Here is a 24767-nt window from a genome sequence, read left to right on the forward strand (position 1 = left end):
ACTATGCTCGGCCCAGGCTAATCAAGACGAGGCCTGCCATGCGACGAAGACTCTCTGCCCTGCCCCTGCTCGTGCTGCTGGCCGGCATCACCCTGCTGACCGCCTGCAGCCGCCTCGACCTGGCCTACCGCAACCTCGACTGGTTGCTGACCTGGCGTATCGACAGCTATCTAGACCTCAACGCCGAACAGAAGGCCTGGCTCAAGCCGCGCCTAGACCAGCACCTGGCCTGGCACTGCAGCACCCAGTTGCCGCAGCTGGCCAGCTGGCTGGACCAGGACCGTGCCGACCTGGCCGCCGGCAAGCTGGACGCCGCCCACCTGATGGCCCGCTTCGGCGACCTCCGCGACTCCCTCGGCACGGTGTCCAGCGAGATCAGCCCGACCGCCGCCGGCCTGCTGCAACAGCTCAGCCCGCAGCAGGTGCAGCAGTTGCGCCAGTCGATGGCCAAGGAGAACGAAAAGCTGCGCCGCGAGTTCGTCGAGCCGCCACTGGCCAAGCAGGTCGCCAAGCGCCGCGAGACCACCGAGGAACGCCTGGAGCCCTGGCTCGGCGAGCTGAACCAGCAGCAAAAGGCCCTGGTGCAGAGCTGGGCCGAGCAACGCGGCGAGCAGAACCGTCTGTGGCTGGATAGCCGCGAGCGCTGGCAGGCCGCGCTGCTGCAGGAACTGGAAGGCCGCCGCAGCGCCGATTTTCCGCAGCGCATCGAGGCGCTGCTGCGTGACCGCCAGAGCTACTGGAGCGAGGACTACCGGCGCTCGTTCGCCGATAGCGAGCGCAGCCTGGCGCAGCTGCTCGACCAGTTGATCGCCAGCGCCAGCCCGGCCCAGCGCCAGCAACTCGGCGAGCGCCTGGGCGCCCTGCGCGAGGATATCGCCGGGCTGGAATGCGCTACGCCTGCAGGGGAGGCAGTCGCCAGTCGATCGGAGTGAGGCCGCACTGCTCCAGGTACTTATTGGTGCGGCTGAAGTGGCCGTTGCCGAGGAAGCCGCGATAGGCCGACAGCGGTGACGGGTGCGCCGACTTCAGCACCAGGTGGCGAGTGCTGTCGATCAGCTTCTGCTTGCTCTGCGCGTGCGCGCCCCACAACAGGAACACCAGGTTGCCCGGCCGCGCATTGACCACCTCGATCACCTTGTCGGTGAACGGCTGCCAGCCCTTGTCGGCGTGCGAGCCGGCGCTGGCCTGCTGCACGGTCAGCGAGGTGTTGAGCAGCAGCACACCCTGCTCGGCCCAGCTCTGCAGATAGCCGTGGTCGGGGATGTCGATATTCAGGTCGCGCTTCAATTCCTTGAAGATGTTCACCAGCGAGGGCGGCGCCGGCACGCCCGGCTGAACCGAGAAGCACAGGCCATGGGCCTGGCCCGGTCCGTGGTACGGGTCCTGGCCGATGATCACCACCTTGACCTGGTCCAGCGGCGTGGAATTCAGCGCATTGAAGATCATCGGCCCCGGCGGGTAGATCACCTTGCCGGCAGCCTTCTCGGCGCGCAGGAACTCGCTCAGCTCGCGCATGTAGGGCTTGTCGAACTCCTCGCGCAGGGCTTCCTTCCAGCCCGGTTCGAGTTTGATGCGGTCGTCGGCGCTCATGCGGCTTTCCTGCTGAAAAACGAAAACGGCACGCTAGGGAACGCACCGGGGCAAGTCAAGCCAGAGGGCCTCTTCAACCGAAGCGCGACGCAGGGCGGGTGGAACCCGCGGCAGTGATTCGCGGGTTTCACCCGCCCTGCTGATATCCATCCATCACGCCTGTGGATGCACTTGGCCAGCGCGCGCAAGCCGACCAAGACTGCAAGCTCCCACTGCCGAGGAGCACGGACCATGAGCACCACCGAGACCGTAACCGAGACCGCAACAGGCATCAGCCGCGAACGCCTGGAGCAGGCGCTGCAGCATTCCACCTTCGCCCAGCTGCTGGGCGCCGAATTGCTCGACTTCGCGCCGGGCAGGGTCAGCCTGCAGGTGCCCAGCCGCCCGGACCTATGCCAGCACCACGGCTACATGCACGGTGCGGTGGTCGGCTTCATGGTCGACAGCGGCTGCGCCTGGGCCGCGGCCTCGATGGTCGGCGACGTGGTCACCAGCGAGTACAAGCTCAACCTGCTGGCCCCGGCCATCGGCGAGCGTCTGGTGTGCCGCAGCGAAGTGCTAAAGGCCGGCCAGCGCCAGGCGGTGTGCCGCGCCGACGTGTTCGCCGTGAAGGATGGTGCTGAGAAACTGATCGCCACCGGCCTGGCGACCATCGCCCGGGTCTGAGCACGCAGTCCGTCCGATCACCCTTGGCCTGGTGCAGATGCCCACTAGGCTTGAGGGTGAAACAACGGACGGAGACCGCCCCATGGACGAGCATCCAGATGGCCTGAAATTCTCGCTCTTCTTCAACTTCCTCAAAGGCAACGCCAAGGTCCCGCAGATGCCCGAGACCTCGCTGCGCCTGCGCGAGCTGCTGGCCTCCGAGCGCGCCTCGCTGGAGCAGGTGACACGCCTGCTGCACAGCAACCCGCCATTGGCCGCCTACCTGCTGCAGTTCGCCGAGAGTCCCCTGCTGCGCGGTAGCCGACCGGGCATCAGCCTGCAGGAAGTGATTTCGCGCCTGGGCCTGCAGCGCCTGAACAACCTGGTGCTGACGTTCACCATCCACAACCTGTTCACTCAGGACGACCCGGTGCTGCTCAAGGTGTTCCGCGCGCGCTGGAACGCCTCGCTGCGGTGCGCGGCTTACAGCGCTTGCCTGTCGCAGGAGCTGACGCGCCTGCCGCTGGAGGACGCCATGCTCGCCGGGCTGGTGCAGGACATCGGCAGCCTGCCGGTGATCAACGGGGTGCAGAGCTGGTGCGGCAGGGTGCCGGCGGAGGCGGAGCTGCTGGCGCTGTGCGACGAACTGTCGGCCGACGTCGGGGTAATCGTGCTGACCAGCTGGAAGCTGCCGCAGCCGCTCATCGAATGCGCCCGCCTGCGCGCGCAGTGGGACCGCAACCACCCGCGCCCGGCCGACCTGATCGACGTGGTGCAGGTCGCGCGCTGCCTGGCCTCCGGCGATGACGAACTGATGGTCCAGCTGCCGGCCTGGCAACAGCTGGTCGGCCAGGGCGCCGATGCACTGAGCCCGGCGCAGCTGCGCGACAACATCGGCGAGCCCGTGCGTTTCTGGTTCAAGCTGCTCGGCGGCAAAGGCGCCTAGGCGGCCAGCGGCTGGTGCTCGCGGCAGATCAGCTCGACCTCGGGCGCCGTCAGCGGCTCCTGGGTCAGGCCGCAGAACGGCACACCGTCGCGCTGCTGGTGGAAGCGACAGGTGCGGCACAGGCCGAAACCCGCCACGTCCTCGCTGCGCTGGATCTGCCGTAGCAGATCGCCGAACAACTCCTCCAGCGCCTGTGCACGCTCGCCCATCTGCTCCAGCGCCGCCACCAGGAACTGCGGCGGCGCGACGGCAGCCAGCAGCTCACGGGCCGGTGCGGTCAGCTGCAGGTGCACGCTGCGCCGATCATGCGGGTCCTGCACCTTCTCGATCAGTCCCTTGGCCTCCAGCGCCTTGAGCGACTGCGACACCGTGCCCTTGGTCAGCCCCAGATACTCGGTCACCGCCAGCGGCGTGTTCGAGTAGCGGTTGCAGCGCGCCAGATAGATCAACGCACTGACCTGGATCGGCTGCAGCTCCGCCAGCAGCGGGTGCTGGCGATTCCACATGCGCATCAGGCTGGTCAGCCGTTCGAGCAGATCGAAGAGAGTTGTGCCGGTCATATATCACTCCTGTCGAACATAGTATCGACTAAAAACCATATTGACAAAGAGCGGAACGGGAGTAGCCTTCGCATAAGTATCGAATCGATACCATTCGCCCAGAAGGAGACTCGACATGACCCACGCACGCTTCTACCACGCCGGCTGCCCCGTTTGCGTCTCGGCCGAACAGACCCTGCTCAACCTGCTGGACCCGCAAGTGAAGGTCGAGGTCGTCCATCTCGGCGACCAAAAGCAGCGCGTCGCCGAAGCCGAACAGGCCGGCGTCAAGTCGGTGCCCGCGCTGCTGGTCGATGGCCAGGTACTGCACCTGAACTTCGGCGCCTCCCTCGACGACCTCAAATAAGGAGCCGACCATGAAAGCCCCCTTCGCTCTCGCGCTCACCGCGCTCCTCGCCAGCCAGGCCTGGGCCCATGGTCCGGGCGGTATCCACAGCGAAAAGACCGCCAAGGTCGACGCCGCCTTCGACCTGGTCCACACCCGCGTTTTCAAGGACGGCAGTGACCTGGTGTTCGAACAACTGGTCGACGGCAAGGCCGGTAGCCGCGTGCCTGCCGCCAAGGGCAGCTTCGCCGCCGCCGAGGTGTACAGCTACGTTTGGCCGACCAGCCTGGACGCCGGCAGCGTCGGTTTCGAACAGGGCTCGGGCATCCTCGCCCTGGCGCTGACCTCGCACCCGGACTTCGACGACACCCCGCAGCTCGACGAGAACGGCGACGGCAAGCAGGACAACGACGGCGGCCTCTGGCACTCCCACTGGGTGGTACTGACCAAGGACGCCAGCTGCGGCCCCTCCGGCCTCAAGGTGCGCGACATCCCCGAGGGGGCCAAACCCAAGTTGCCAGCCACCTGGCCCGGCGCACCGATCTACATCGACTCGCCCGGCTATGACCTGAGCGTGCAGGACGATGCCGCGCGCATCCGCGTACCGCTGGCCGCCGTCGGCTTCCCGCAGAGCTTCAACTACGACGGCGTGACCGCCGCCCTGCAGGTCAACGCCGACCTGCACAACCCGCTGCTGTGCGTCTCAAGCGTATGGGACGTGGCTTCCGGCGATCTGTCGCTGCCGGCCACCTGGAAAGAGGAGAAATAAGATGAACGTGAAAGTGTTCGACACCCACGTGCGCACGGTCGACGGCGGCTACCTACACTTCGACGTGCTCATCGAAGGCAACGACCAGGACCTGGCCACCCGCTACGCTCGCGAATGGCTCGCCAGCCGCGGCGTGGAGGATGCGGACGTGTCGCAGAGCCGCTGCCAGTTCTGCCACAGCGAACCGGCCCACCCCGAGGTGGCCGCGGCCATCGCCCAGCAGGGCTACTTCATCATCCCGTTGCAGGGTTGCTAAGGAGACTAAGGTCATGAACACGTATCAGCCCCTGAACTGCGATCTGCACGACTTTCTGGAGATCGCTTGCATGCACGGCTACCGCCTGCAGGTCGAGCTGGTCGAGGGTCCTAGCTTCGTGGCCAGGGCGCTGGATACGCGCACGGCCCCAAGCAAGGAAGAATTCCTCGTGCTGCAGACCGAAGAAGGCAAGCAGGAGGTGCGTCTCGACCAACTGCTGGCCATCACCCCGCTCGACCCCGGCGCCAGTTTTGGCCGGGTCGAACTGGCCGGGATGGTCTGCTCGATCTGAACATGCTGCGGCGCCATTGGCGCCGCAGCTTCATGTGCGCAGGACTTCCTCCCCCATCATCACCGCCCTGCTGGTCTGCGCCATCTCACGCAGGAAGTTCCAGGTGGCCTGCATCCGCGCGATGCCCTTGAGTTCGGTTGGCATCAGCATCCAGAAGGTGCGGGTGAACTTCACCTCCTCACCCAAGACCCGCTGCAGGCGTGGATCGGCGTCGGCGGCGAAGGACGGCAGGATGGCGATGCCGGCACCGGCGGCAGCCGCCTGTTGCTGGATGAGGATGCTGGTGCTGCGCAGCGGCACGTGGTTGGGCTTGCCGAGCTCGTCCAGGTAGAGCAGCTCCTTGCTGTACAGCAGATCATCGATATAGCTGACGAAGCCGTGCTCGCGCAGGTCTTCGCGACTGTGGATCGGCGCATGCCGGGCCAGGTAGTCCGGCGAGGCGTACAGGCGCAGGCAGTAATCGGTCAGCTTGGTGATGATGAACGGGCCGCGCTCGGGCCGGTCCAGGGTGATGACGATGTCCGCCTCGCGGCGCGACAGCTGCAGCATGCGCGGCGCCGCCAGCAGGTCGATACCCAGGTTGGGATGGCGGTGGATCAGCTCGGCCAGCTGTGGCGCCAGCATCATCGCGCCATAACCCTCGGTGACACCGATGCGCACCAGGCCGGACAGGCCCTCCTTGGGTGTCTGCCGCGCCCGCTCGATGCCGCTGAAGGCACTTTCCATGGTTTCCGCCTGGGGCAGCAGGTTGCGCCCGGCCTCGGTCAGGCTGTAGCCGGTGGCGCTGCGCAGGAACAGCTGGGTTTCCAGGCTCTTCTCCAGCGCCTGGATGCGCCGCGCCACCGTGGTGTGGTCGACACCCAGGCGGCGGGCGGCGACGGTGAGCTTGCCGCCGCGGGACAGTTCGAGGAAATAACGCAGGTTGTCCCAGTCCAAAGCGATGCCCCACTGTGCAAAAACGCAGAATACACTTGCAAATAACCCCGTTGCCACTGGCAAAAATGCACTGCTAGCATCGACTGCAACAGGCTCGCCGAGCCCTTCCGCACTTGGCAGGAACGCACGATGACAACCCAAGCAAGCGCAGTCCCCACGATCAAACTGCTGATCGGCGGCGAATTCGTCGAATCCAAGACCAGCCAGTGGCGCGACGTGGTCAACCCGGCCACCCAGCAAGTGCTGGCCCGCGTGCCCTTCGCCACGCCCGAGGAGATGAACGCCGCGATCGCCGCCGCCAAGGGCGCCTTCAAGACCTGGCGCAAGACGCCGATCGGCGCCCGCGCTCGCATCTTCCTCAAGTACCAGCAGCTGATCCGCGACAACATCAAGGAGCTGGCCGCCATCCTCACCGCCGAGCAGGGCAAGACCCTGGCCGACGCCGAGGGCGACGTGTTCCGCGGCCTGGAAGTGGTCGAGCACGCCGCCAATATCGGCAACCTGCAGATGGGCGAGCTGGCCAACAACGTGGCCGCCGGCGTCGATACCTACACCCTGCAGCAACCGCTGGGCGTGTGCGCCGGCATCACCCCGTTCAACTTCCCGGCGATGATCCCGCTGTGGATGTTCCCCATGGCCATCGCCTGCGGCAACACCTTCGTCCTCAAGCCATCCGAGCAGGACCCGATGGTGACCATGCGCCTGGTCGAGCTGGCCATCGAGGCCGGCATTCCGGCCGGCGTGCTCAACGTGATCCACGGCGGCGCCGAGGCGGTGAACCTGCTCTGCGATCACCCGGATATCAAGGCCGTGTCCTTCGTCGGTTCGACCAAGGTCGGCACCCACGTCTACAACCGCGCCACCGCCAACGGCAAACGCGCCCAGTGCATGATGGGGGCGAAGAACCACGCCATCGTCATGCCCGACGCACCGCGCCAGCAGACCCTCAACAACCTGGTCGGCGCCGCCTTCGGTGCCGCCGGCCAGCGCTGCATGGCCCTGTCGGTGGTGATCCTGGTCGGCGAGGCGCAACAGTGGCTGCCCGAGCTGGTGGAAAAGGCCAAGACCCTGAAGATCGGCGCCGGCGCCGAGCCGGGCACCGACGTCGGCCCGGTGGTGTCCTGCGCCGCCCTCGACCGCGTCGGCGGGCTGATCGCCAAGGGCGTCGGCGAAGGCGCCAGGCTCGAACTGGACGGCCGCAATCCGCAGGTGCCAGGGTACGAGAACGGCAACTTCGTCGGCCCGACCATTTTCTCCGGCGTGACCGCGGCGATGAGCGTGTACCAGGAGGAAATCTTCGGCCCGGCTCTGTGCGTAATGCACGCCGCGACCCTGGACGAGGCCATCGAAATCATCAACGCCAACCCGAACGGCAACGGCACCGCCATCTTCACCCGCTCCGGCGCCGCCGCCCGGCACTTCCAGGAAGAGATCGACGTCGGCCAGGTCGGCATCAACGTACCGATCCCGGTGCCGGTGCCGCTGTTCTCCTTCAGCGGCTCGCGCGGCTCCAAGCTCGGCGACCTGGGCCCCTACGGCAAGCAGGTGGTGCTGTTCTACACCCAGACCAAGACCGTCACCCAGCGCTGGCTGGACGAGGACGAAGTCGGCCAGGTCAACACCACCATCACCCTGAAGTGACGCGCGAACGGGGGAGCCAGTCTCCCCCGCATCGCTTGCACAACAGCGCGAGGAACCGCAGTGGATTTCGAACTCGACGACGAACAACGCCTGTTGGTCGACAGCGCCCGCGCCTTCGCGGCAAAGGAGCTGGCACCGCACGCCGCCGACTGGGACCGTGAGCACCACTTCCCGGTGGAAGTGATCCGCCGCGCCGCCGAGCAGGGCTACCTGGCCCTGTACCTGAAGGAAGAAGACGGCGGCCTCGGCCTGTCGCGCCTGACCAGCTCGCTGATCTTCGAGCAGCTGGCCGCCGGCTGCGTGGCCACCACGGCCTACATCACCATCCACAACATGGCCACTTGGATGCTCGCCAGCTTCGCCGACCAGGCGCTGAAGGATGCCTGGCTGCCGGGGCTGGCCGAGGGCCGCCTGCTGGCCTCCTACTGCCTGACCGAACCGGACGCCGGCTCCGACGCCGCCCACCTGCGCAGCCGCGCCCGCCGCGATGGCGACGACTACGTGCTGGACGGCAGCAAGTGCTTTATCTCCGGCGCTGGAAGTACGGATGTCTTAATCGTTATGGCGCGCACCGGCGAGGACGGCGCCAAGGGCATCTCCTGCTTCCTGGTGCCGGCCAATGCCGAGGGCGTGAAGTACGGGCGCAACGAGGACAAGATGGGCTGGAAGGCCCAGCCGACCCGCACCATCACCTTCGAGGGCGTGCGCATCCCCGCCGGCAACCGCATCGGCCCCGAGGGCCAGGGCTTCGTCTACGCCATGAAGGGCCTGGACGGTGGCCGCCTGAACATCGCCAGCTGCTCGCTGGGCGCGGCCCAGGCGGCGCTGGAGCAGAGCCTGCGCTACGTGGAGGAACGCAAGCAGTTCGGCAAGGCGCTGGCCGAGTTCCAGGCCCTGCAGTTCAAGCTGGCCGATATGCTCACCGACCTGACCGCCAGCCGGCAGATGGTGCGCCTGGCCGCGCACAAGCTCGACCACGGCCACGCCGAGGCCGCGCTGTACTGCGCCATGGCCAAGCGCTTCGCCACCGACCACTGCTTCACCCTGTGCAACGATGCCCTGCAACTCCATGGGGGCTACGGTTATCTCAACGACTATCCGCTGGAGCGCTGGGTGCGCGACAGCCGGGTACACCAGATACTGGAAGGCACCAACGAGATCATGCGGGTAATCATCGCCCGCCGCCTGCTGGACCAGGGCGGCATGCTCGATCGCCTGCTGTAGCTTTTAGTCCCCTCTCCCGCCGGGAGAGGGTTAGGGTGAGGGGCTGGCGGGTGACGCGGAGTCGCCTTGTGCACCCTCACCGCCCCTCCATAAAGAGGGGAGTAATCCGACGAGGACCGTTATGACCACTGCCATCGAACCCTACAACCCCGGCATGTTCGACCTGACCCACAAGCTGACGGTGGAGAAGCACGGCCACACCGCGCTGATCACCATCAACCATCCGCCGGCCAACACCTGGGACCGCGACTCGCTGATCGGCCTCAAGCAGGTGGTCGAGCACCTCAATCGCGACGACGATATCTACGCCCTGGTGGTGACAGGCCAGGGCAGCAAGTTCTTCAGCGCCGGCGCCGACCTCAACCTGTTCGCCGACGGCGACAAGGCCCGCGCCCGCGAGATGGCACGACGCTTCGGCGAGGCCTTCGAGACCCTGCGCGACTTCCGTGGCGTGTCCATCGCCGCGATCAACGGCTACGCCATGGGCGGCGGCCTGGAATGCGCCCTGGCCTGCGACATCCGCATCGCCGAGCGCCAATCCCAGCTGGCCCTGCCTGAGGCCACCGTCGGCCTGCTGCCCTGCGCCGGCGGCACGCAGAACCTGCCCTGGCTGGTGGGCGAAGGCTGGGCCAAGCGCATGATCCTCTGCGGCGAGCGCATCGACGCCGAGACCGCCCTGCGCATCGGCCTGGTCGAGCAGGTGGTGGACAGCGGCGAGGCCCGCGGCACCGCCCTGCTGCTGGCGGCGAAGGTGGCGCGGCAGAGCCCGGTGGCGGTGCGCACCATCAAGCCGCTGATCCAGGGTGCCCGCGAACGCGGCCCGAACACCTGGCTGAGCGAGGAGCGCGAGCGCTTCGTCGACCTGTTCGATGCCGACGACACCCGCGAAGGCGTCAACGCCTTCCTGGAAAAACGCGACGCCCACTGGCGCAACAAGTGACGAACTGCCGTAGGACAGCTGCAGCCCGCGTATTGGCTACCGACCAGAGCCGCGAACTGCAACCGCCCTACGCGAACGGACAGCAACGATGAACATGACCTTCGAAGAACGCCCCGCCCTGCACGGCTACCGCATCGGCATCGCCAGCCTGGACGCGGAGAAGAGCCTCAATGCCCTGACCCTGCCGATGATCGAGGCGCTGGATGCCAAGCTGAAGCAGTGGGCCGAGGATGACGGCATCGCCTGCGTGCTGCTGCGCGGCAACGGGCCCAAGGCCTTCTGCGCCGGTGGCGACGTGGTACAGCTGGTGCAGCAGTGCCGCGAGCACCCCGGCGAGGTTCCCCCGCTGGCTCGGCGCTTCTTCGCCGACGAATACCGCCTCGACCACCGCATCCACACCTACCCGAAGCCGCTGATCTGCTGGGCCCACGGCCATGTGCTGGGCGGTGGCATGGGCCTGATGCAGGGCGCGGCCATCCGCATCGTCACCCCGAGCAGCCGCCTGGGCATGCCGGAGATCAATATCGGCCTGTATCCCGACGTCGGCGGCAGCTGGTTCCTCGCCCGTCTGCCGGGCAAGCTCGGCCTGTTCCTCGGCCTCACCGCCGCCAGCATCAACGCCCGCGACGCCCTGGACCTGGACCTGGCCGACCGCTTCCTGCGTGACGACCAGCAGGACGTGCTGATCGAGGGCCTGGTGCAGATGAACTGGCGCGAGCAGTCCGCCGAGCAGCTCAACAGCCTGCTCCGTGCCCTGGAGCAGGAGTCCCGCTCGCAACTGCCGGAGGCCCAGTGGCTGCCACGCCGCGCGCGCATCGACGCCCTGCTCGACCTGGCCGACCTGCCCGCCGCCTGGCACGCCATCACCGCCCTACATGGCGATGACGACCTGCCACTGGCCCGCGCCGCCAAGACCCTGGCCGCCGGCTGCCCGCTGACCGCGCACCTGGTCTGGGAGCAGATCCGCCGCGCCCGCCACCTGTCGCTGGCCGAAGTGTTCCGCATGGAATACGCCATGAGCCTGAACTGCTGCCGCCACCCGGAATTCCCGGAAGGCGTGCGTGCCCGTCTGATCGACAAGGACCAGACGCCGAAATGGCATTGGCCCGACCCGGCCACCATCCCGCCGGCGGTGATCGCCGCGCACTTCGAGCCGGTCTGGGAAGGCGCGCATCCGCTGGCGGATCTGTAACAACGAGCTGTAGTCCGGATGAAATCCGGGAGAAATCCGAAACGCGCTCCGGATTGCATCCGGGCTAGGCACTGTAACTCTGCCTCTCCTCCTGGGAGAGGGCCGTGGTGAGGGAGCGGACCGCAAGTGGCCCGTCAACCCCTCACCCCTTGCCCCTCTCCCGCAGGAGAGGGAAATCACTGGCCACCAAGGAGAACAACAACAATGACCCAGATCGCCTTTATCGGCCTCGGCCACATGGGCCTGCCCATGGCCCGCAACCTGCTGATGAACGGCTTCGCCGTGTGCGCCTTCGACCTGGTCCAGGAGTCGGTCGCCACCCTGGTGCAGGAAGGCGCGCAACCGGCGACCAGCGCCGCCGACGCGGTCAAGGGCGCCACCGTGGTGGTCAGCATGCTGCCCGCCAGCCGCCATGTGGAAGGCCTGTACCTGGGCGCCGATGGCCTGCTGGAAAAGATCGCCCCCGGCGCCCTGGTGCTGGAATGCTCGACCATCGCCCCGGACTCGGCGCGCAAGGTTCACGCCGCGGCAACGGCCAAGGGCATCGCCCTGCTCGATGCACCGGTCTCCGGCGGCACCGCCGGCGCCGCGGCCGGTAGCCTGACCTTTATGGTCGGCGGCAAAGCCGAAGACCTGGAGAAGGCCCGGCCGATCCTCGCCGCCATGGGCAAGAACATCTTCCACGCAGGCCCCGATGGCGCCGGCCAGGTGGCCAAGGTGTGCAACAATCAGCTGCTCGCCGTGCACATGATCGGCACCGCCGAGGCCATGGCCTTGGGTGTAGCCAGCGGCCTGGACCCGGCCGTACTGGCCGAGATCATGCGGCAGAGCTCGGGCGGCAACTGGAGCCTGGAGAAGTACAACCCCTGGCCCGGTGTGATGGACAACGTGCCGGCGTCCAAGGGCTATAGCGGCGGCTTCATGGCCGAGCTGATGACCAAGGATCTGGGCCTGGCCCAGGAGGCAGCACAGGCCACCGGCAGCAGCACGCCGATGGGCTCGCTGGCGCTGCAGCTGTACCGCCTGCTGCTCAAGCAGGGCGACGGCAAGCTGGACTTCTCGGCGGTGCAGAAGCTGTTCGTCGAGTAGATCCTGAGGCCGTTATAGAACAGCGGCGGGCCCTGAGGCCCGCCGCTGTTTTTCAGTTGGAAAGGCCCCAGCCGCTCGTCCCTTCGCCACGCTGGGAATGGCGAGTGCGGTTGCGATCGCGGTCATGGTCACGCCCTCGATCACGCTCATGGCGCCGGTCACGATCCTGGCCGCGGTCGCGCGGGTAGCCGTCATAGCGCTGCCCGCCATGGCGCTGCCAGGCTGACTGGTCGCGCCGATCATGATCGCGGTAGCGTTGGTCCCAGCCATTGCGCGGCGGCTGGTAGCCATGCACCCGCTGGCGATCCCGGTCGCGGTGGCCGTCATGCCGGTCGTGGCGGCGACGGTCGTCGTGCCACTGGTAACGGCCGTCGTATCCCGGTGCGTAGTGCGAGTGGCGGCGATCCTGGTAGCGGTCGCGATGCCAGCGGTAGTTGTTGCGGTCATCGTCGTAGTAATAGACGCGGTGGGACGGGTAGCTTTCGTAGTACTGCACGTTGTAGCCGGGACGGTAGTAATCGTCGCCGTACACGGCACAACCACTGAGACTTATAGCGAGCACTGCAAGGACAAGGGCTAGACGTGACATGGCGGCCTCCTTCGACCGCTGGGAAGGGGCCGGCGATTGCCGGCACCCGGGACTGCTCCCACTGGCTTTGATCACGGCGCCTGTACGAAGTGCAGCGACGGCTGTTGCCGAAAGTTGTATCCGCGCATTTCGCACCACGCCGAAACACAGGCGCACCAGCATGGCGCGCAAACGACAACAGCGTCCGGTCAGCCTGCGATATTCATCACGAAACGCTCTAAATAGAGCGATCTGGCACGCCATTCGCTATTAATCTGGGTGCAGGATGTGCCGGCCCGCTTGGGCCTGCAGTTGGACAACGTAATGGCCGACTAGGGTTCCGACTCGCCAAAGGTGAGTGGCTGGTCCGAGAGTGGGCAACCTCGTTCGAGGTCACACGGAGGGATAAAAGCCCGGGAGAAACGCGCGACGCGGCCGCCGCCATCCTGTCTTCGTCCATTGTCCCGAGGTTGTCATGCTGACTCGCCTGCTGTCCTGTTCGCTGCTCGTCCTGCTGCTCCTGCAGCCCGCCCACGCCGCCCCCGAGAAACGCCCGTTCAAGGTCTGCTGGTCGATCTACGCCGGCTGGATGCTGTGGGGCTACATGGCCGAGCAGGGCATCATCGACAAGTGGGCGGACAAGTACGGCATCGAGATCCAGGTCCAGCAGGTGCCGGACTACGTCGCCTCCATCGAGCAGTACACCGCCAACCAGTTCGACGCCTGCGCCATGACCAACATGGATGCCCTGACCATTCCCGCCGCGGCCGGGCTGGACAGCACCGCGCTGATCGTCGGCGACTTCTCCGCCGGTGCCGACGGCATCCTGTTGCGCGGCGGCAGCAAGGACCTGAAGGACCTCAAGGGCAAGACCATCCTGCTGGTGGAAAACTCGGTGTCCCACTACCTGCTCAGCCGCGCCCTGGAATGGGCGCACCTGCAGCCCTCCGACGTGACCATCGAGAACGTTTCGGACACGGAGCTGGCCCAGGCCTGGCGCAGCGGCCGAGGCGACGCGGTGGTGACCTGGAACCCGATTCTCTCCGACCTACGCCAGGACGGCGACAGCGTGCAGGTGTTCAGCTCGCGCCACGTGCCCGGCGAGATCCTCGACCTGCTGGTGATCAACAGCCAGACCCTGGCCCAACACCCGGAACTGGGCCGCGCCCTGACCGGGGCCTGGTTCGAGGGCATGCGCCTGATGGGCCTGCCAACCCCCGCCGGCGCGGCGGCACGCGCGCAGATGGCCGGCGCGGCAGACGCCACTCCGGCAGACTTCGACGAGCAACTGAAGACCATTCGCTCCTTCTATGCACCGCGCTCGGCAGCCGCCTTCGCTCGCGGCGAGAAGATGCCCGACATGATGCAGCGCGTGGCCAACTTCGCCGACGCCCAGCAACTGCTCGGCGAGGGCAAGGGCCTGCAACGCCTGGGTATCTCCTTCGGCGACGACCGCGTGCTGGGCAACAAGGCGCAAATCATGCTGCGCTTCAACCCGACCTATATGCAGCTGGCCGCCGACAACCAGCTGTAAGCACCAACAGCGAACATCGCGCACCGCTTTCGTGCGCGATGTTCGCCGCCATCGCACCAAAGCCAGCCGGCGCACCAGCAAATCCGCAACAGGGCGCAACTGGCACGATGTTCGCTTGAGCCCAGATATGCAGAAGCACTCCGCAAGGGGCGCGGCACTACAACTTGCAATGGCCGACTAGGGTTCCGGCCCGTCCACCACGACGGGTGACTGGTCCGAGAGTTGGCGACCTCGACAGGGGTTACACGGCGGGACAAAAGCCCGGGAGAACGCGCCACCTGATCCGTCAGGCCAGTGCCGCGCCGCTCCTGCCCGCATTCCCTAGAACTGGAGGTCTACCCATGCGCAAGTCCCTGCTGTCCTCGCTGATCGCCGCCGGCCTCGCTGCCACCCTGAGCATCCCCGCTCACGCCGAGAAGAAAGACCAATTCAACGTCTGCTGGACCATCTACGCCGGCTGGATGCCATGGGAATACGGCGCCGCGCAGGGCATCGTCGACAAGTGGGCGAAGAAGTACGACATCGCCATCGAAGTGACCCAGCTCAACGACTACGTCGAGTCGATCAACCAGTACACCGCCGGCCAGTTCGACGGCTGCACCATGACCAATATGGACGCCCTGACCATCCCCGCTGCCGGTGGCGTGGACAGCACCGCGCTGGTGATCGGCGACTTCTCCAACGGCAACGACGGCATCGTGCTCAAGGGCGAGAAGAAGACCCTGGGCGACCTCAAGGGCCTGGACGTCAACCTGGTCGAGCTCTCCGTCTCCCACTATCTGCTCGCCCGCGGCCTGGAGAAGGCCGACTTGAGCGAGAAGGACCTGAAAGTGGTGAACACCTCCGACGCCGACCTGGTCGCCGCCTTCGCCACCGACGACGTCAAGGCCGTGGCCACCTGGAACCCGCTGCTGGCCGAGATCGAAGCCACCCCGGCGGTGACCAAGGTATTCGACTCCAGCCAGATCCCCGGCGAGATCATCGACCTGATGGTAGTCAACAGCGAAACCCTGAAAGACAACCCGGCCCTGGGCAAGGCTCTGACCGGCGCCTGGTACGAAATCATGGCGACCATGAGCGCCGATTCGGCCGCCGGCAAGGCTGCCCGCGAGCATATGGCCAAGGCCTCCGGCACCGATCTGGCCGGCTACGAAGCCCAGCTCGCCGCCACCAAGATGTTCTACAACGCCAAGGACGCCGTGGCCTTCGCCAACAGCCCGAAACTGCCGGCGACCATGACCAAGGTGGCCGAGTTTTCCTTTAGCCACGGCCTGCTCGGCGAGGGTGCGCAAAGCGCAGACGCCATCGGCATGAGCTTCGCCCGCGACGTGGTCACCGGCGACAAAGGCAACGTCAAGCTGCGCTTCGACCCTTCGTTCATGCAGATGGCGGCCGACGGCAAGCTGTAAGTCTCTGCTCTTAGCCCCCTCTCCCTCTGGGAGAGGGTTGGGGTGAGGGAAACTCCGAGCCGCTCGGAAAACCCTCACCCCTGGCCCCTCTCCCGGAGGGAGAGGGGAATGTGAACGTCCGAGGAACACCATGCGCCTGATCAATCGACACCCGGACCGCGGCGGCCGCCTGCTGCTGATCCTGCTGCCGTTCGCCCTGCTGCTGTTCGCCTATCTCACCGGCTCGGCGGCGCGGCTGACGGAGAACCCCAACGACAAGCTGTTGCCCAGCGCCGGCCAGATGGTCAGCGCGATCGACCGCCTGGCCTTCACCGAGGACAAGCGCAGCGGCAACTACCTGTTCTGGCAGGACAGCGCGGCCAGCCTCAAGCGCCTCGGCATGGGCATCGGCATCGCCGCCCTGCTCGGCCTGTGCCTGGGCATCGCGGCGGGCATTCTGCCGCTGTTCCGCGCACCGCTGTCGCCGCTGCTGACGGTGCTGTCGATGGTGCCGCCGCTGGCGATCCTGCCGATCCTGTTCATCGTCTTCGGCCTCGGCGAGTTGTCCAAGGTGATGCTGATCGTGATCGGCATCACCCCAGTGCTGGCCCGCGATCTGGAGCAGCGTGCCCGCGAGATTCCCACTGAGATCCTGATCAAGGCGCAGACCCTGGGTGCCAGCACCTGGACCCTGATCCTGCGCGTGGTGCTGCCGCAACTGCTGCCACGTCTGCTGATCGCCCTGCGCCTGGTGCTGGGTTCGGCCTGGCTGTTCCTGATCGCCGCCGAAGCCATCGCCAGCACCGACGGCCTCGGCTACCGCATCTTCCTCGTGCGTCGCTATATGGCGATGGACGTGATCCTGCCGTACGTGGTGTGGATCACCCTGCTCGCCTGGCTGATGGACCTGGGCCTGCGCCAGCTCACCCGCCTGTGCTTCCCCTGGTATGAAGGAGCCAAGGCATGAGTTTCATTCAGGTCAACAATGTGTGGCAGCAGTACGGCGACCAGGTCGTGTTGGAACGTCTCAACCTGATCATCCGCGAGGGCGAGTTCTGCACGCTGGTCGGCGCCTCCGGCTGCGGCAAGTCGACTTTCCTGCGCCTGCTGCTGGGCCAGGAGCGACCGAGCAAGGGCGAGATCCTGCTGGCCGGCCAGCCGCTGGCCGCCGAGCCGGATAGCAGCCGCGGCGTGGTGTTCCAGCGCTACTCGGTGTTCCCGCATCTGTCGGTGCTGGACAACGTCGCCATCGGCCTGGAACTGCCGCGCTCGCCGCTGCTCGGCCGCCTGTTCGGCGCCGCCAAGCGCGACGCCCGCGCCCAGGCCGAAGTGATCCTGAAGAAGGTCGGCCTCGGCCACGCCCTCGACAAGTACCCGAGCCAGCTCTCCGGCGGCATGCAGCAACGCCTGGCCATCGCCCAGGCGCTGATCATGAAACCGCGCGTGCTGCTGCTCGACGAACCCTTCGGCGCCCTCGACCCGGGCATCCGCAAGGACATGCACGCCCTGCTGCTGGAGCTGTGGCACGAGACCAAGCTGACCGTGTTCATGGTCACCCATGACCTCTCCGAGGGCTTCAGCCTCGGCACCCGCCTGCTGGTGTTCGACAAGACTCGCATCGACCCCCACGCGCCGAACGCCTTCGGCGCGCGCATCACCTACGACATTCCGCTGAACAGCGAACGCCGCGCGACTCTGCCGGCGCATCTCGCCGTGAGCCTGCAACCCGCCATCCAAGGAGCCTGAGCATGACTGCCTCTCTCGCCCTGCGCCCGACCCTGTACGAAGAGTTCGTACCCGGCGGCGGCCACACTTCCTTCGTCCTCAAGCGCGGCCAGGTGCTGCGCATCACCGATCTCGAAGGCGACGCCAACGTCAGCCTGCTACTGCTCTCCGCCGCGGAGAAAAGCGAGCGCCTGAACCTGCCCGATACCCTCAAGTGCCAGCACACCGCCAAGCTCACCGCAGGCCACTGCCTGTACTCAGACATGGGTCGCGTGCTCGCCGCCATCACCGCCGACACCTGCGGCTGGCACGACAGCTTCGGCGGCGTGCTCAACGCCGAGGAAGTCACCGAGAAGTACGGCACCGGGCGCTATCAGGAACTGCGCAACGGCTACTTCCGCAACGGCGTGGACAACCTGCTGGTGGAAATGGGCAAGTGGAACCTGAACCTGCAGGACCTGCTGATGGCGCTCAACCTGTTCAGCAAGGTGACCGTCGATGGCGACGGCCGCTTCCATTTCGAGCCGGGCAACTCCAAGGCCGGCGACTACCTCGAGCTGTACGCGCCGATGGATACCCTGGTGGTACTCACCGCCCTGCAGCACCCCATGGACCCCAACCCGCAGTACGCGCCCAAGCCGGTGCAACTGAGCTGGAGCAAGGTCGAGAGCGACGGCATCAGCGTGCTCTGCCGCACCTCGCGCCCGGAAAACGGCCGCGGCTTCCACAACACCGAACGCCTGTACATCTGAGGACGCCGACATGAGCCTTACCGCCAGCGACAAGCATGCCGCCACCGCCGCCTACCGCCACGAGATCCCGGCCGGCGAGCCGTTCCTCTGCGAAGTCAAAGCCGGGCAGACCGTGCGCCTGCTCGACCTCGAAGGCAACCAGGCGGTCGACACGCTGTTCTTCAGCGCCAGGAACCCGCGCGAGCGCTACGACCCGCAACGCACCCTGCGCAAGCAGAACAGCGTGTACCTGACCACCGGCACCGTCCTCTACTCCAACCTGGGCAACCCGCTGCTGACCATCAGCGCCGACACCTGCGGCCGCCACGACACCCTCGGCGGTGCCTGCGCCCAAGAGAGCAACACGGTCCGCTACGCGCTGGACAAGCGCTATATGCACAGCTGCCGCGACAATTTCCTGCGCGCCAGCCTGCACGACGGCCGCCTGGAGAAGCGCGACATCGGCGCCAACATCAACTTCTTCATGAACGTGCCCGTCACCCCAGAGGGCGGCCTGACCTTCGAGGACGGCATCTCCGCACCGGGCAAGTACGTCGAGCTGGTCGCACATATGGACGTGATCGTACTGATCTCCAACTGCCCTCAGCTGAACAACCCCTGCAACGGCTGGAACCCGACCCCGGCCGAGGTGCTGGTATGGGACTGATGTCAGCCCACCTGCGCCGCTGGCTTTTCTGGCTATGCCAGAGCCGATCCGGGCAATGCCTGGAGCACAAGGCACACAGCCCAGCAAACACGACGAATCACTGAATTTCAGCCACGGACGACCGTGGTGCAGACGAATAAGGCGGGACGGCCCGTCATCCCTTTCGAGGGTTCTGCAATGTTCGAAAAACTCCTGATCGCCAACCGCGGCGCCATCGCCTGCCGCATCCTGCGCACCCTGCGCCAGCTCGACGTCAAGGGCGTGGCCGTGTACTCCGAGGCCGACGCCGCCAGCCTGCATATCCAGCAGGCCGATGAGGCCTTCAGCCTGGGTGAAGGCCCGGCCTCCAATACCTATCTGGTGGTCGACAAAATCCTCGCAGTCGCCAAGCAGACTGGCGCCAAAGCCATCCACCCCGGCTACGGCTTCCTCTCCGAGAACGCCGCCTTCGCCGAAGCCTGCGAGGCCGCCGGTATCGCCTTTGTCGGCCCGACGCCGGAGCAGCTGCGCGTATTCGGTCTCAAACACACCGCCCGGGCACTCGCCAAACAGCACGGCGTGCCGATGCTGGAAGGCACCGAACTGCTGGAAAACCTCGACGCCGCACTCAAGGCCGGTGAAGAAGTCGGCTACCCGGTGATGCTGAAAAGCACCGCCGGCGGTGGCGGCATCGGCATGCGCGTATGCCGCAGCGCAGAAGAACTCTCCGACGCCTTCGAGGCGGTCAAGCGCCTGGGGCAGAACAACTTCAGCGACAGCGGCGTCTTCATCGAGAAGTACATCCAGCGCGCCCGCCATCTGGAAGTGCAGGTGTTCGGCGACGGTAAAGGTGAAGTGCTCGCCCTCGGCGTGCGCGACTGCTCGGTGCAGCGGCGTAACCAGAAAGTGCTGGAAGAAACCCCGGCACCCAACCTGCCGGCCGGCATGGCCGACGAACTGTGCGCGGCAGCTATCAAGCTGGCCAAGGCGGTCAGCTACCGCAGCGCCGGCACAGTCGAGTTCGTCTACGACAGCGAGGCCGAGCGTTTCTACTTCCTCGAAGTGAACACCCGCCTGCAGGTCGAACACGGCGTCACCGAACAGGTGTGGGGCGTCGACCTGGTGCGCTGGATGATCGAGCTGGCGGCCGGTGATCTGGCACCGCTGAGTGAACTGGCGAAGCACCTGAAGCCCAGCGGCCACGCCATCCAGGCGCGCCTGTACGCCGAAGACCCGGGCCGCGACTTCCAGCCCAGCCCCGGTCTGCTTACCGCCGTCAGCTTCCCAGAAGCCGATGGCAAAGCCCTGCGCATCGATACCTGGGTCGAAGCCGGCTGCGAGATTCCGCCCTACTTCGACCCGATGATCGCCAAGGTCATCACCTGGCAGCCGACACGCGAGGAAGCCAGCGCCGCACTGAACCAGGCCCTGGCCGATACCCTGCTGTACGGCGTGGAAACCAATAGCCAGTACCTGCGGCAGATCCTGGTCGATGCGCCGTTCGCCAGCGGCTCGCCCTGGACCCGCTGCCTGGAAGGCCTGAGCTACCAGGCGCATAGCTTCGAGGTGCTCTCCGCCGGCACCCAGACCACCGTGCAGGACTTCCCCGGCCGCCTCGGCTACTGGGCCGTCGGCGTGCCGCCGTCCGGGCCGATGGACGACCGCGCCCTGCGCCTGGGCAACCGTCTGCTGGGAAATGACGAAGGCGCCGCCGGCCTGGAAATCACCATGAGCGGCCCGCTGCTGCGCTTCAACACCGACGCGGTGGTGGCGGTGACCGGAGCGGCGATTCCGCTGAACGTGGATGGCAACGAACAGCCGATGAACACCGCCCTGCTGATCAAGGCCGGCAGCACCCTGAGCCTCGGAACCATCGCCGGCTCCGGCGCGCGCTCGTACCTGTGCCTGCGCGGCGGCCTGCAGGTGCCCGAGTACCTGGGCAGCAAAAGCACCTTCACCCTCGGCCAGTTCGGCGGCCACGGCGGCCGCGCCCTGCGCGCCGGCGATGTGCTGCATATCCCGGCATTGAGCGATGCGGACAACGGCGCGCAACTGCCTGCCGCGCTGTGCACCGTCCTGCCCGCCGTGCGCGAAATCCGCGTCATCTATGGCCCGCACGGCGCGCCGGAATACTTCACCCCGGCCTATATCGACACCTTCCTCGCCACCGACTGGGAAGTGCACTTCAACTCCAGCCGCACCGGCGTGCGCCTGATCGGCCCGAAACCCGAGTGGATGCGCGACAGTGGCGGCGAAGCCGGCCTGCACCCGTCGAATATCCACGACAACCCCTACGCCATCGGCGCGGTGGACTTCACCGGCGATATGCCGGTGATCCTCGGTCCGGACGGCCCGAGCCTGGGCGGTTTCGTCTGCCCGGTGACCATCATCGAGGCCGACCTGTGGCAGCTCGGCCAGCTCAAGGCCGGCGACAAGCTGCGCTTCGTGCCGGTCAACATCGACACCGCGCGCCAGCTGGCCAAGGCGCGCAAGGCCGAAGTCGCCGGACTGGAAGCGGTAGCAGTGAACTGGCAGTCGATCCCGCTGGAGCCGCCGGTGATCCTCGACATCGGCAGCCAGGACAAGCGCCTGGTCGCCCGCCTCTCCGGCGACACCCACCTGTTGCTGGAAATCGGCCAGGCCGAGCTGGACCTGGTGCTGCGCTTCCGCGGCCATGCTCTGATGCAGGCGCTGGAAGCCAAGAACCTCAACGGCGTGATCGACCTGACGCCGGGCATCCGCTCGCTGCAGGTGCACTACCAGCCGGAAACCCTGTCGCTGGCCAACCTGCTGGCGGTAGTGATCGGCGAGTGGGACGCGGTGTGTAACGCCCAGGACCTCAAGGTGCCGTCGCGCATCGTCCATCTGCCGCTGTCCTGGGACGACCCGGCCTGCCAGCTGGCCATCGACAAGTACATGACCACGGTGCGCAAGGACGCGCCCTGGTGCCCGAGCAACCTGGAATTTATCCGCCGGATAAATGATCTGGAAAACCTCGACGAGGTGTACCGCACGGTTTTCGATGCCAGCTACTTGGTGATGGGCCTGGGTGACGTCTACCTCGGCGCGCCGGTGGCCACGCCGCTGGACCCGCGGCATCGTCTGGTGACCACCAAGTACAACCCGGCGCGCACCTGGACCGCCGAGAACTCGGTGGGCATCGGCGGCGCCTACATGTGCGTGTACGGCATGGAAGGCCCCGGCGGCTACCAGTTCGTCGGCCGCACCCTGCAGATGTGGAACCGCTACCGCGAAGTCGCCGCCTTCCACGGCAAGCCCTGGCTGCTGCGCTTCTTCGACCAGATCCGCTTCTACCCGGTGGGTGCCGAGGAACTGCTGCAGATCCGCCGCGACTTCCCGCTCGGCCGCTATGAGCTACGCATCGAGGACAGCGAACTGGCCCTGGCCGACTACCAGGACTTCCTTGCCGAGGAAGCCGAGGGCATCGACGCCTTCCGCAGCCAGCAACGCGCCGCCTTCGACGCCGAACGCCAACGCTGGATCGCCTCCGGCCAGGCGCATTTCGAGGTGGACGAAGCGGTGGTCGAACTGGGCGACGACGCGCCACTTTCAGCCGGCCAGCACAGCATCGACAGCCATATCGCCGGCAACCTCTGGCAGGTGCAAGTCGAAGCAGGCCACTCGGTGAAGGCCGGTGATGTGCTGGTGATCCTCGAGTCGATGAAGATGGAGATCCCCCTCACCGCCCCGCGTGACGGCGTGGTCCGTGAAGTCCGCGTGCAACCCGGCTCGCCGGTGCGCGCCGGGCAACGGGTGGTGGTGCTGGAGGAGGCATAAGGGATACAGTCGCGGGCAGCGCATTCACAGGGAAGAACCATGCCGCTGACCCGCGACCAGGCCCAGCAACGGGCCGACGATATCCAGGCGTTCCGCCGCGAGACCCAGCGCCTGCGCGCCGAGGACGCCCTGGCCCTGGGCGACGAACCGCTCGCCCGCATCGCCAGTCACCACGATCAGCTGCTGGCTCAGTACCGCAGCAGCTTCGACATCGACCACGACCAGCAGACCAAGCGCCTGTCCCTGAGCATGCGCGTGGTCTCACTGCTCGGCGCCCTGGCCCTGGCGGCCAGCCTGCTGTTCTTCTTCTACCAGTTCTGGGGCCTGTTCGGCGAAGCGCTGCAGGTCGGCATTTTGGTCGGCTTCTCGCTCGGCAGTCTGCTGCTGACCTTCGTCCTGCAGCAGCGCGACGCCTCCGGCTACTTCGCCAAGCTATCGGCCGTGCTGGCGCTGGCCTGCTTCATGCTGAACATCCACATGCTCGGGCAGATCTTCAACATCACACCCACCGACAAGGCCCTGCTGCCGTGGGCCGCCTACGCCCTGCTGCTGGCCTACACCTGCAACGCACGCCTGCTGCTAGCCGCCGGCCTCGCCTGCCTGCTGGCCTACAGCGGCATGCGCATCAGCGAATGGTGCGGCTGGCTGTGGCTGGAGGCCGCCGAGCGACCGGAGCACTTCCTGCCCGGCGGTCTTCTGGTATTCGTGCTGCCGGCACTGCTGTCCCAGGCGCGCTTCAGCGGTTTTGCCGCCACCTACCGCATCGTCGGCATGCTGGCCCTGCTGCTGCCGATGCTGGTGCTGGCCAACTGGGGCCGCGGCAGCTACCTGCCGTTCGAGTACGCCGGCATCGAGAAGGTCTACCAGCTGCTCGGCTTCGCCGCCTCGGCCCTGTTCATCTGGCTCGGCATCCGTCGCGACTGGGCGGAAGTCACCCTGCTCGGCCAGCTGTCGTTCCTGCTGTTCCTGTTCATCAAGATGGTCGACTGGTGGTGGGACGTGCTTCCCAAGTACCTGTTCTTCCTGATCCTCGGCCTAACCGCAATCCTCGCCCTGCTGGTGCTCGGCCGGCTGCGTCGCGGCCACAAGGGAGGTGAGCGCGCATGATCACTCTCAAGCCCCGCCACGGCCAGCTGGCCGGTCTGGCGCTGATTCTGCTGAGCAACGCCGTGGCTCTCGCCGGTGTCTGGTACAACCGCCAGGGTGAGCCGGAGAGTCGCCTGCTACTGTCCCAGCGCGAACTGCACCGCGACTGGGATGGCCCGAGCCAGGAGAATAGCGGCCTGGTCATGCGTTTGGACTGGCGCATGCCGCGCCACGATGCCCCCGATGCGGACACCTGCTACAGCGGCCACGGCCTGAGCGAGGCCCAGCTACAGGCGCTCGGCCTGCCCAGCAACGTCCCGGAGCCGCGCCGCAACACCCTCCTTGCCTGGGCCATGCTGGAGCTGGATGGCCCCGCTTATCAGCAGTCGCTGCAACTGGCCGAGCGCCACCTGCAGAAGACCACCGAGCGCTTGCAACAGCTACCAGACGACAAGGAGCTGCAGGCCCAGGAAAAGGCCGCACGCGAGGCCCTGACCAACGAGCGCAACAAGGAGAGTCGTCTGTTCCTGGTCGATGTTGGCCTGGATCCCGAGACGCTGCGCCAGCGCTACCCGGACCGCAGCCGTTATGCGCTGCTACGCGGCACCGTGCGGGTCTGGCAAAGCTGCTACAGCGAGAGCGCTAGCACTCTCAGCGGCGCCTTCGACCCCAGCAATGATCGCATCAACGTACCTCACGCCTGGCGCCAGCTGCTGACCGAACATCTGCCGGAGTACTATGGCAACGCCAGCCAGCCATTCACCGCCGAAATTAGCATCGGCCAGCGCTTCGAGCCCTGGCTCAGCGCCGTGCAGATCACGCAAACCGGCAAGCGCGATGACGAAAACGGCGCACCGCGCTAGCATTGGCGCCACTTCTTCAAGGC

25 protein-coding genes and 2 riboswitches are annotated in these 24767 nt (G+C 66.6%); of the genes, 21 read left to right on the forward strand and 4 right to left on the reverse strand.

Features of this window, described 5'->3' with window-relative positions:
* Positions 1-38: 38 nt before the first annotated feature.
* Positions 39-932, forward strand: coding sequence for a DUF6279 family lipoprotein (locus OH686_RS05705; RefSeq protein ID WP_289536751.1), 894 nt, complete (start codon positions 39-41; stop codon positions 930-932).
* On the opposite strand, the gene ung is transcribed toward OH686_RS05705, so the two are convergent.
* On the reverse strand, positions 892-1590 hold the full coding sequence (ung, locus tag OH686_RS05710; RefSeq protein ID WP_289536752.1) for a uracil-DNA glycosylase: 699 nt from the start codon (positions 1588-1590) through the stop codon (positions 892-894). The genes OH686_RS05705 and ung overlap by 41 nt on opposite strands.
* Before the next feature lie 231 nt (positions 1591-1821).
* Between ung and OH686_RS05715 the strand changes: the two genes are divergently transcribed.
* Entirely contained in the window at positions 1822-2256 is a 435-nt protein-coding gene (locus tag OH686_RS05715; protein ID WP_289536753.1) for a PaaI family thioesterase, read from the forward strand.
* Between the two features lie 82 nt (positions 2257-2338).
* Positions 2339-3181 carry an HDOD domain-containing protein gene (locus tag OH686_RS05720; RefSeq protein ID WP_289536754.1) on the forward strand — a complete coding sequence of 281 codons (843 nt, stop codon included), beginning with the start codon at positions 2339-2341 and terminating at the stop codon, positions 3179-3181.
* On the opposite strand, the gene OH686_RS05725 is transcribed toward OH686_RS05720, so the two are convergent.
* Positions 3178-3741, reverse strand: a complete 564-nt coding sequence (locus OH686_RS05725; RefSeq protein WP_289536755.1) for a MarR family winged helix-turn-helix transcriptional regulator — start codon at positions 3739-3741, stop codon at positions 3178-3180. The two genes, OH686_RS05720 and OH686_RS05725, sit on opposite strands and share 4 nt — an antisense overlap.
* Positions 3742-3856: 115 nt before the next feature.
* Between OH686_RS05725 and OH686_RS05730 the strand changes: the two genes are divergently transcribed.
* The 4 genes from OH686_RS05730 to OH686_RS05745 are packed head-to-tail and all read left to right on the forward strand — an operon-like array spanning position 3857 to position 5383.
* Complete coding sequence (locus OH686_RS05730) at positions 3857-4087, forward strand: thioredoxin domain-containing protein (protein ID WP_289536756.1); 231 nt, start codon at positions 3857-3859, stop codon at positions 4085-4087.
* 10 nt (positions 4088-4097) lie between these two features.
* On the forward strand, positions 4098-4835 hold the full coding sequence (locus OH686_RS05735; RefSeq protein ID WP_289536757.1) for a hypothetical protein: 738 nt from the start codon (positions 4098-4100) through the stop codon (positions 4833-4835).
* A gap of 1 nt (position 4836) precedes the next feature.
* Complete coding sequence (locus OH686_RS05740) at positions 4837-5091, forward strand: DUF2024 family protein (protein WP_289536759.1); 255 nt, start codon at positions 4837-4839, stop codon at positions 5089-5091.
* Positions 5092-5104: 13 nt separating this feature from the next.
* Positions 5105-5383: a Rho-binding antiterminator gene (locus tag OH686_RS05745; RefSeq protein ID WP_289536760.1), complete on the forward strand. Its 279-nt coding sequence runs from the start codon at positions 5105-5107 to the stop codon at positions 5381-5383.
* A 30-nt stretch (positions 5384-5413) separates the two neighbouring features.
* Here OH686_RS05745 and OH686_RS05750 read toward each other — a convergent pair whose 3' ends face one another.
* Positions 5414-6319 (reverse strand): LysR family transcriptional regulator, encoded by a 906-nt coding sequence (locus OH686_RS05750; protein WP_289536762.1) that lies wholly within the window; start codon positions 6317-6319, stop codon positions 5414-5416.
* A gap of 129 nt (positions 6320-6448) precedes the next feature.
* Between OH686_RS05750 and OH686_RS05755 the strand changes: the two genes are divergently transcribed.
* The 5 genes from OH686_RS05755 (at position 6449) to mmsB (ending at position 12405) form a co-directional block, all read left to right on the forward strand.
* Positions 6449-7960 carry a CoA-acylating methylmalonate-semialdehyde dehydrogenase gene (locus tag OH686_RS05755; protein ID WP_289536763.1) on the forward strand — a complete coding sequence of 504 codons (1512 nt, stop codon included), beginning with the start codon at positions 6449-6451 and terminating at the stop codon, positions 7958-7960.
* A gap of 60 nt (positions 7961-8020) precedes the next feature.
* The gene (locus tag OH686_RS05760) at positions 8021-9184 is read left to right on the forward strand and encodes an isobutyryl-CoA dehydrogenase (RefSeq protein WP_289536765.1); all 1164 of its coding nucleotides are present in this window, start codon (positions 8021-8023) and stop codon (positions 9182-9184) included.
* Positions 9185-9305: 121 nt separating this feature from the next.
* Positions 9306-10124, forward strand: coding sequence for an enoyl-CoA hydratase (locus OH686_RS05765; protein WP_289536767.1), 819 nt, complete (start codon positions 9306-9308; stop codon positions 10122-10124).
* 88 nt (positions 10125-10212) lie between these two features.
* A complete protein-coding gene (gene dspII, locus OH686_RS05770) occupies positions 10213-11316 on the forward strand; it encodes an enoyl-CoA hydratase/isomerase DspII (protein ID WP_289536769.1) in 1104 nt (367 codons plus the stop codon).
* Between the two features lie 204 nt (positions 11317-11520).
* A complete protein-coding gene (gene mmsB, locus OH686_RS05775; RefSeq protein ID WP_289536770.1) occupies positions 11521-12405 on the forward strand; it encodes a 3-hydroxyisobutyrate dehydrogenase in 885 nt (294 codons plus the stop codon).
* Between the two features lie 52 nt (positions 12406-12457).
* Here mmsB and OH686_RS05780 read toward each other — a convergent pair whose 3' ends face one another.
* Positions 12458-12994: a hypothetical protein gene (locus OH686_RS05780; RefSeq protein ID WP_289536771.1), complete on the reverse strand. Its 537-nt coding sequence runs from the start codon at positions 12992-12994 to the stop codon at positions 12458-12460.
* 300 nt (positions 12995-13294) lie between these two features.
* A riboswitch (guanidine-I (ykkC/yxkD leader) is annotated at positions 13295-13395 on the forward strand.
* A gap of 53 nt (positions 13396-13448) precedes the next feature.
* On the opposite strand from OH686_RS05780, the gene OH686_RS05785 reads away from it, so the two are divergent.
* The 9 genes from OH686_RS05785 (at position 13449) to OH686_RS05825 (ending at position 24744) form a co-directional block, all read left to right on the forward strand.
* Positions 13449-14507 carry a putative urea ABC transporter substrate-binding protein gene (locus OH686_RS05785; RefSeq protein WP_289536772.1) on the forward strand — a complete coding sequence of 353 codons (1059 nt, stop codon included), beginning with the start codon at positions 13449-13451 and terminating at the stop codon, positions 14505-14507.
* Between the two features lie 166 nt (positions 14508-14673).
* Positions 14674-14777: riboswitch (guanidine-I (ykkC/yxkD leader) on the forward strand.
* A 71-nt stretch (positions 14778-14848) separates the two neighbouring features.
* Entirely contained in the window at positions 14849-15916 is a 1068-nt protein-coding gene (locus OH686_RS05790) for a putative urea ABC transporter substrate-binding protein (protein WP_289536774.1), read from the forward strand.
* 130 nt (positions 15917-16046) lie between these two features.
* The gene (locus OH686_RS05795) at positions 16047-16862 is read left to right on the forward strand and encodes an ABC transporter permease (RefSeq protein WP_289536775.1); all 816 of its coding nucleotides are present in this window, start codon (positions 16047-16049) and stop codon (positions 16860-16862) included.
* Positions 16859-17641, forward strand: coding sequence for an ABC transporter ATP-binding protein (locus tag OH686_RS05800; protein WP_137974439.1), 783 nt, complete (start codon positions 16859-16861; stop codon positions 17639-17641). The genes OH686_RS05795 and OH686_RS05800 overlap by 4 nt, the downstream gene beginning before the upstream one ends.
* A gap of 2 nt (positions 17642-17643) precedes the next feature.
* Positions 17644-18372: an urea amidolyase associated protein UAAP1 gene (locus OH686_RS05805; RefSeq protein WP_289536776.1), complete on the forward strand. Its 729-nt coding sequence runs from the start codon at positions 17644-17646 to the stop codon at positions 18370-18372.
* Between the two features lie 10 nt (positions 18373-18382).
* Positions 18383-19018, forward strand: a complete 636-nt coding sequence (locus OH686_RS05810; protein WP_289536778.1) for an urea amidolyase associated protein UAAP2 — start codon at positions 18383-18385, stop codon at positions 19016-19018.
* A gap of 177 nt (positions 19019-19195) precedes the next feature.
* Complete coding sequence (uca, locus tag OH686_RS05815) at positions 19196-22795, forward strand: urea carboxylase (protein WP_289536779.1); 3600 nt, start codon at positions 19196-19198, stop codon at positions 22793-22795.
* A gap of 39 nt (positions 22796-22834) precedes the next feature.
* The gene (locus OH686_RS05820) at positions 22835-23902 is read left to right on the forward strand and encodes a DUF2157 domain-containing protein (protein ID WP_289536780.1); all 1068 of its coding nucleotides are present in this window, start codon (positions 22835-22837) and stop codon (positions 23900-23902) included.
* A complete protein-coding gene (locus OH686_RS05825) occupies positions 23899-24744 on the forward strand; it encodes a DUF4824 family protein (protein ID WP_289536782.1) in 846 nt (281 codons plus the stop codon). Before OH686_RS05820 ends, OH686_RS05825 begins: the two co-directional genes overlap by 4 nt.
* Positions 24745-24767: the final 23 nt, after the last annotated feature.

The organism is Pseudomonas sp. SO81 (assembly GCF_030374125.1).
In the GTDB taxonomy this organism is placed as follows: domain Bacteria; phylum Pseudomonadota; class Gammaproteobacteria; order Pseudomonadales; family Pseudomonadaceae; genus Aquipseudomonas.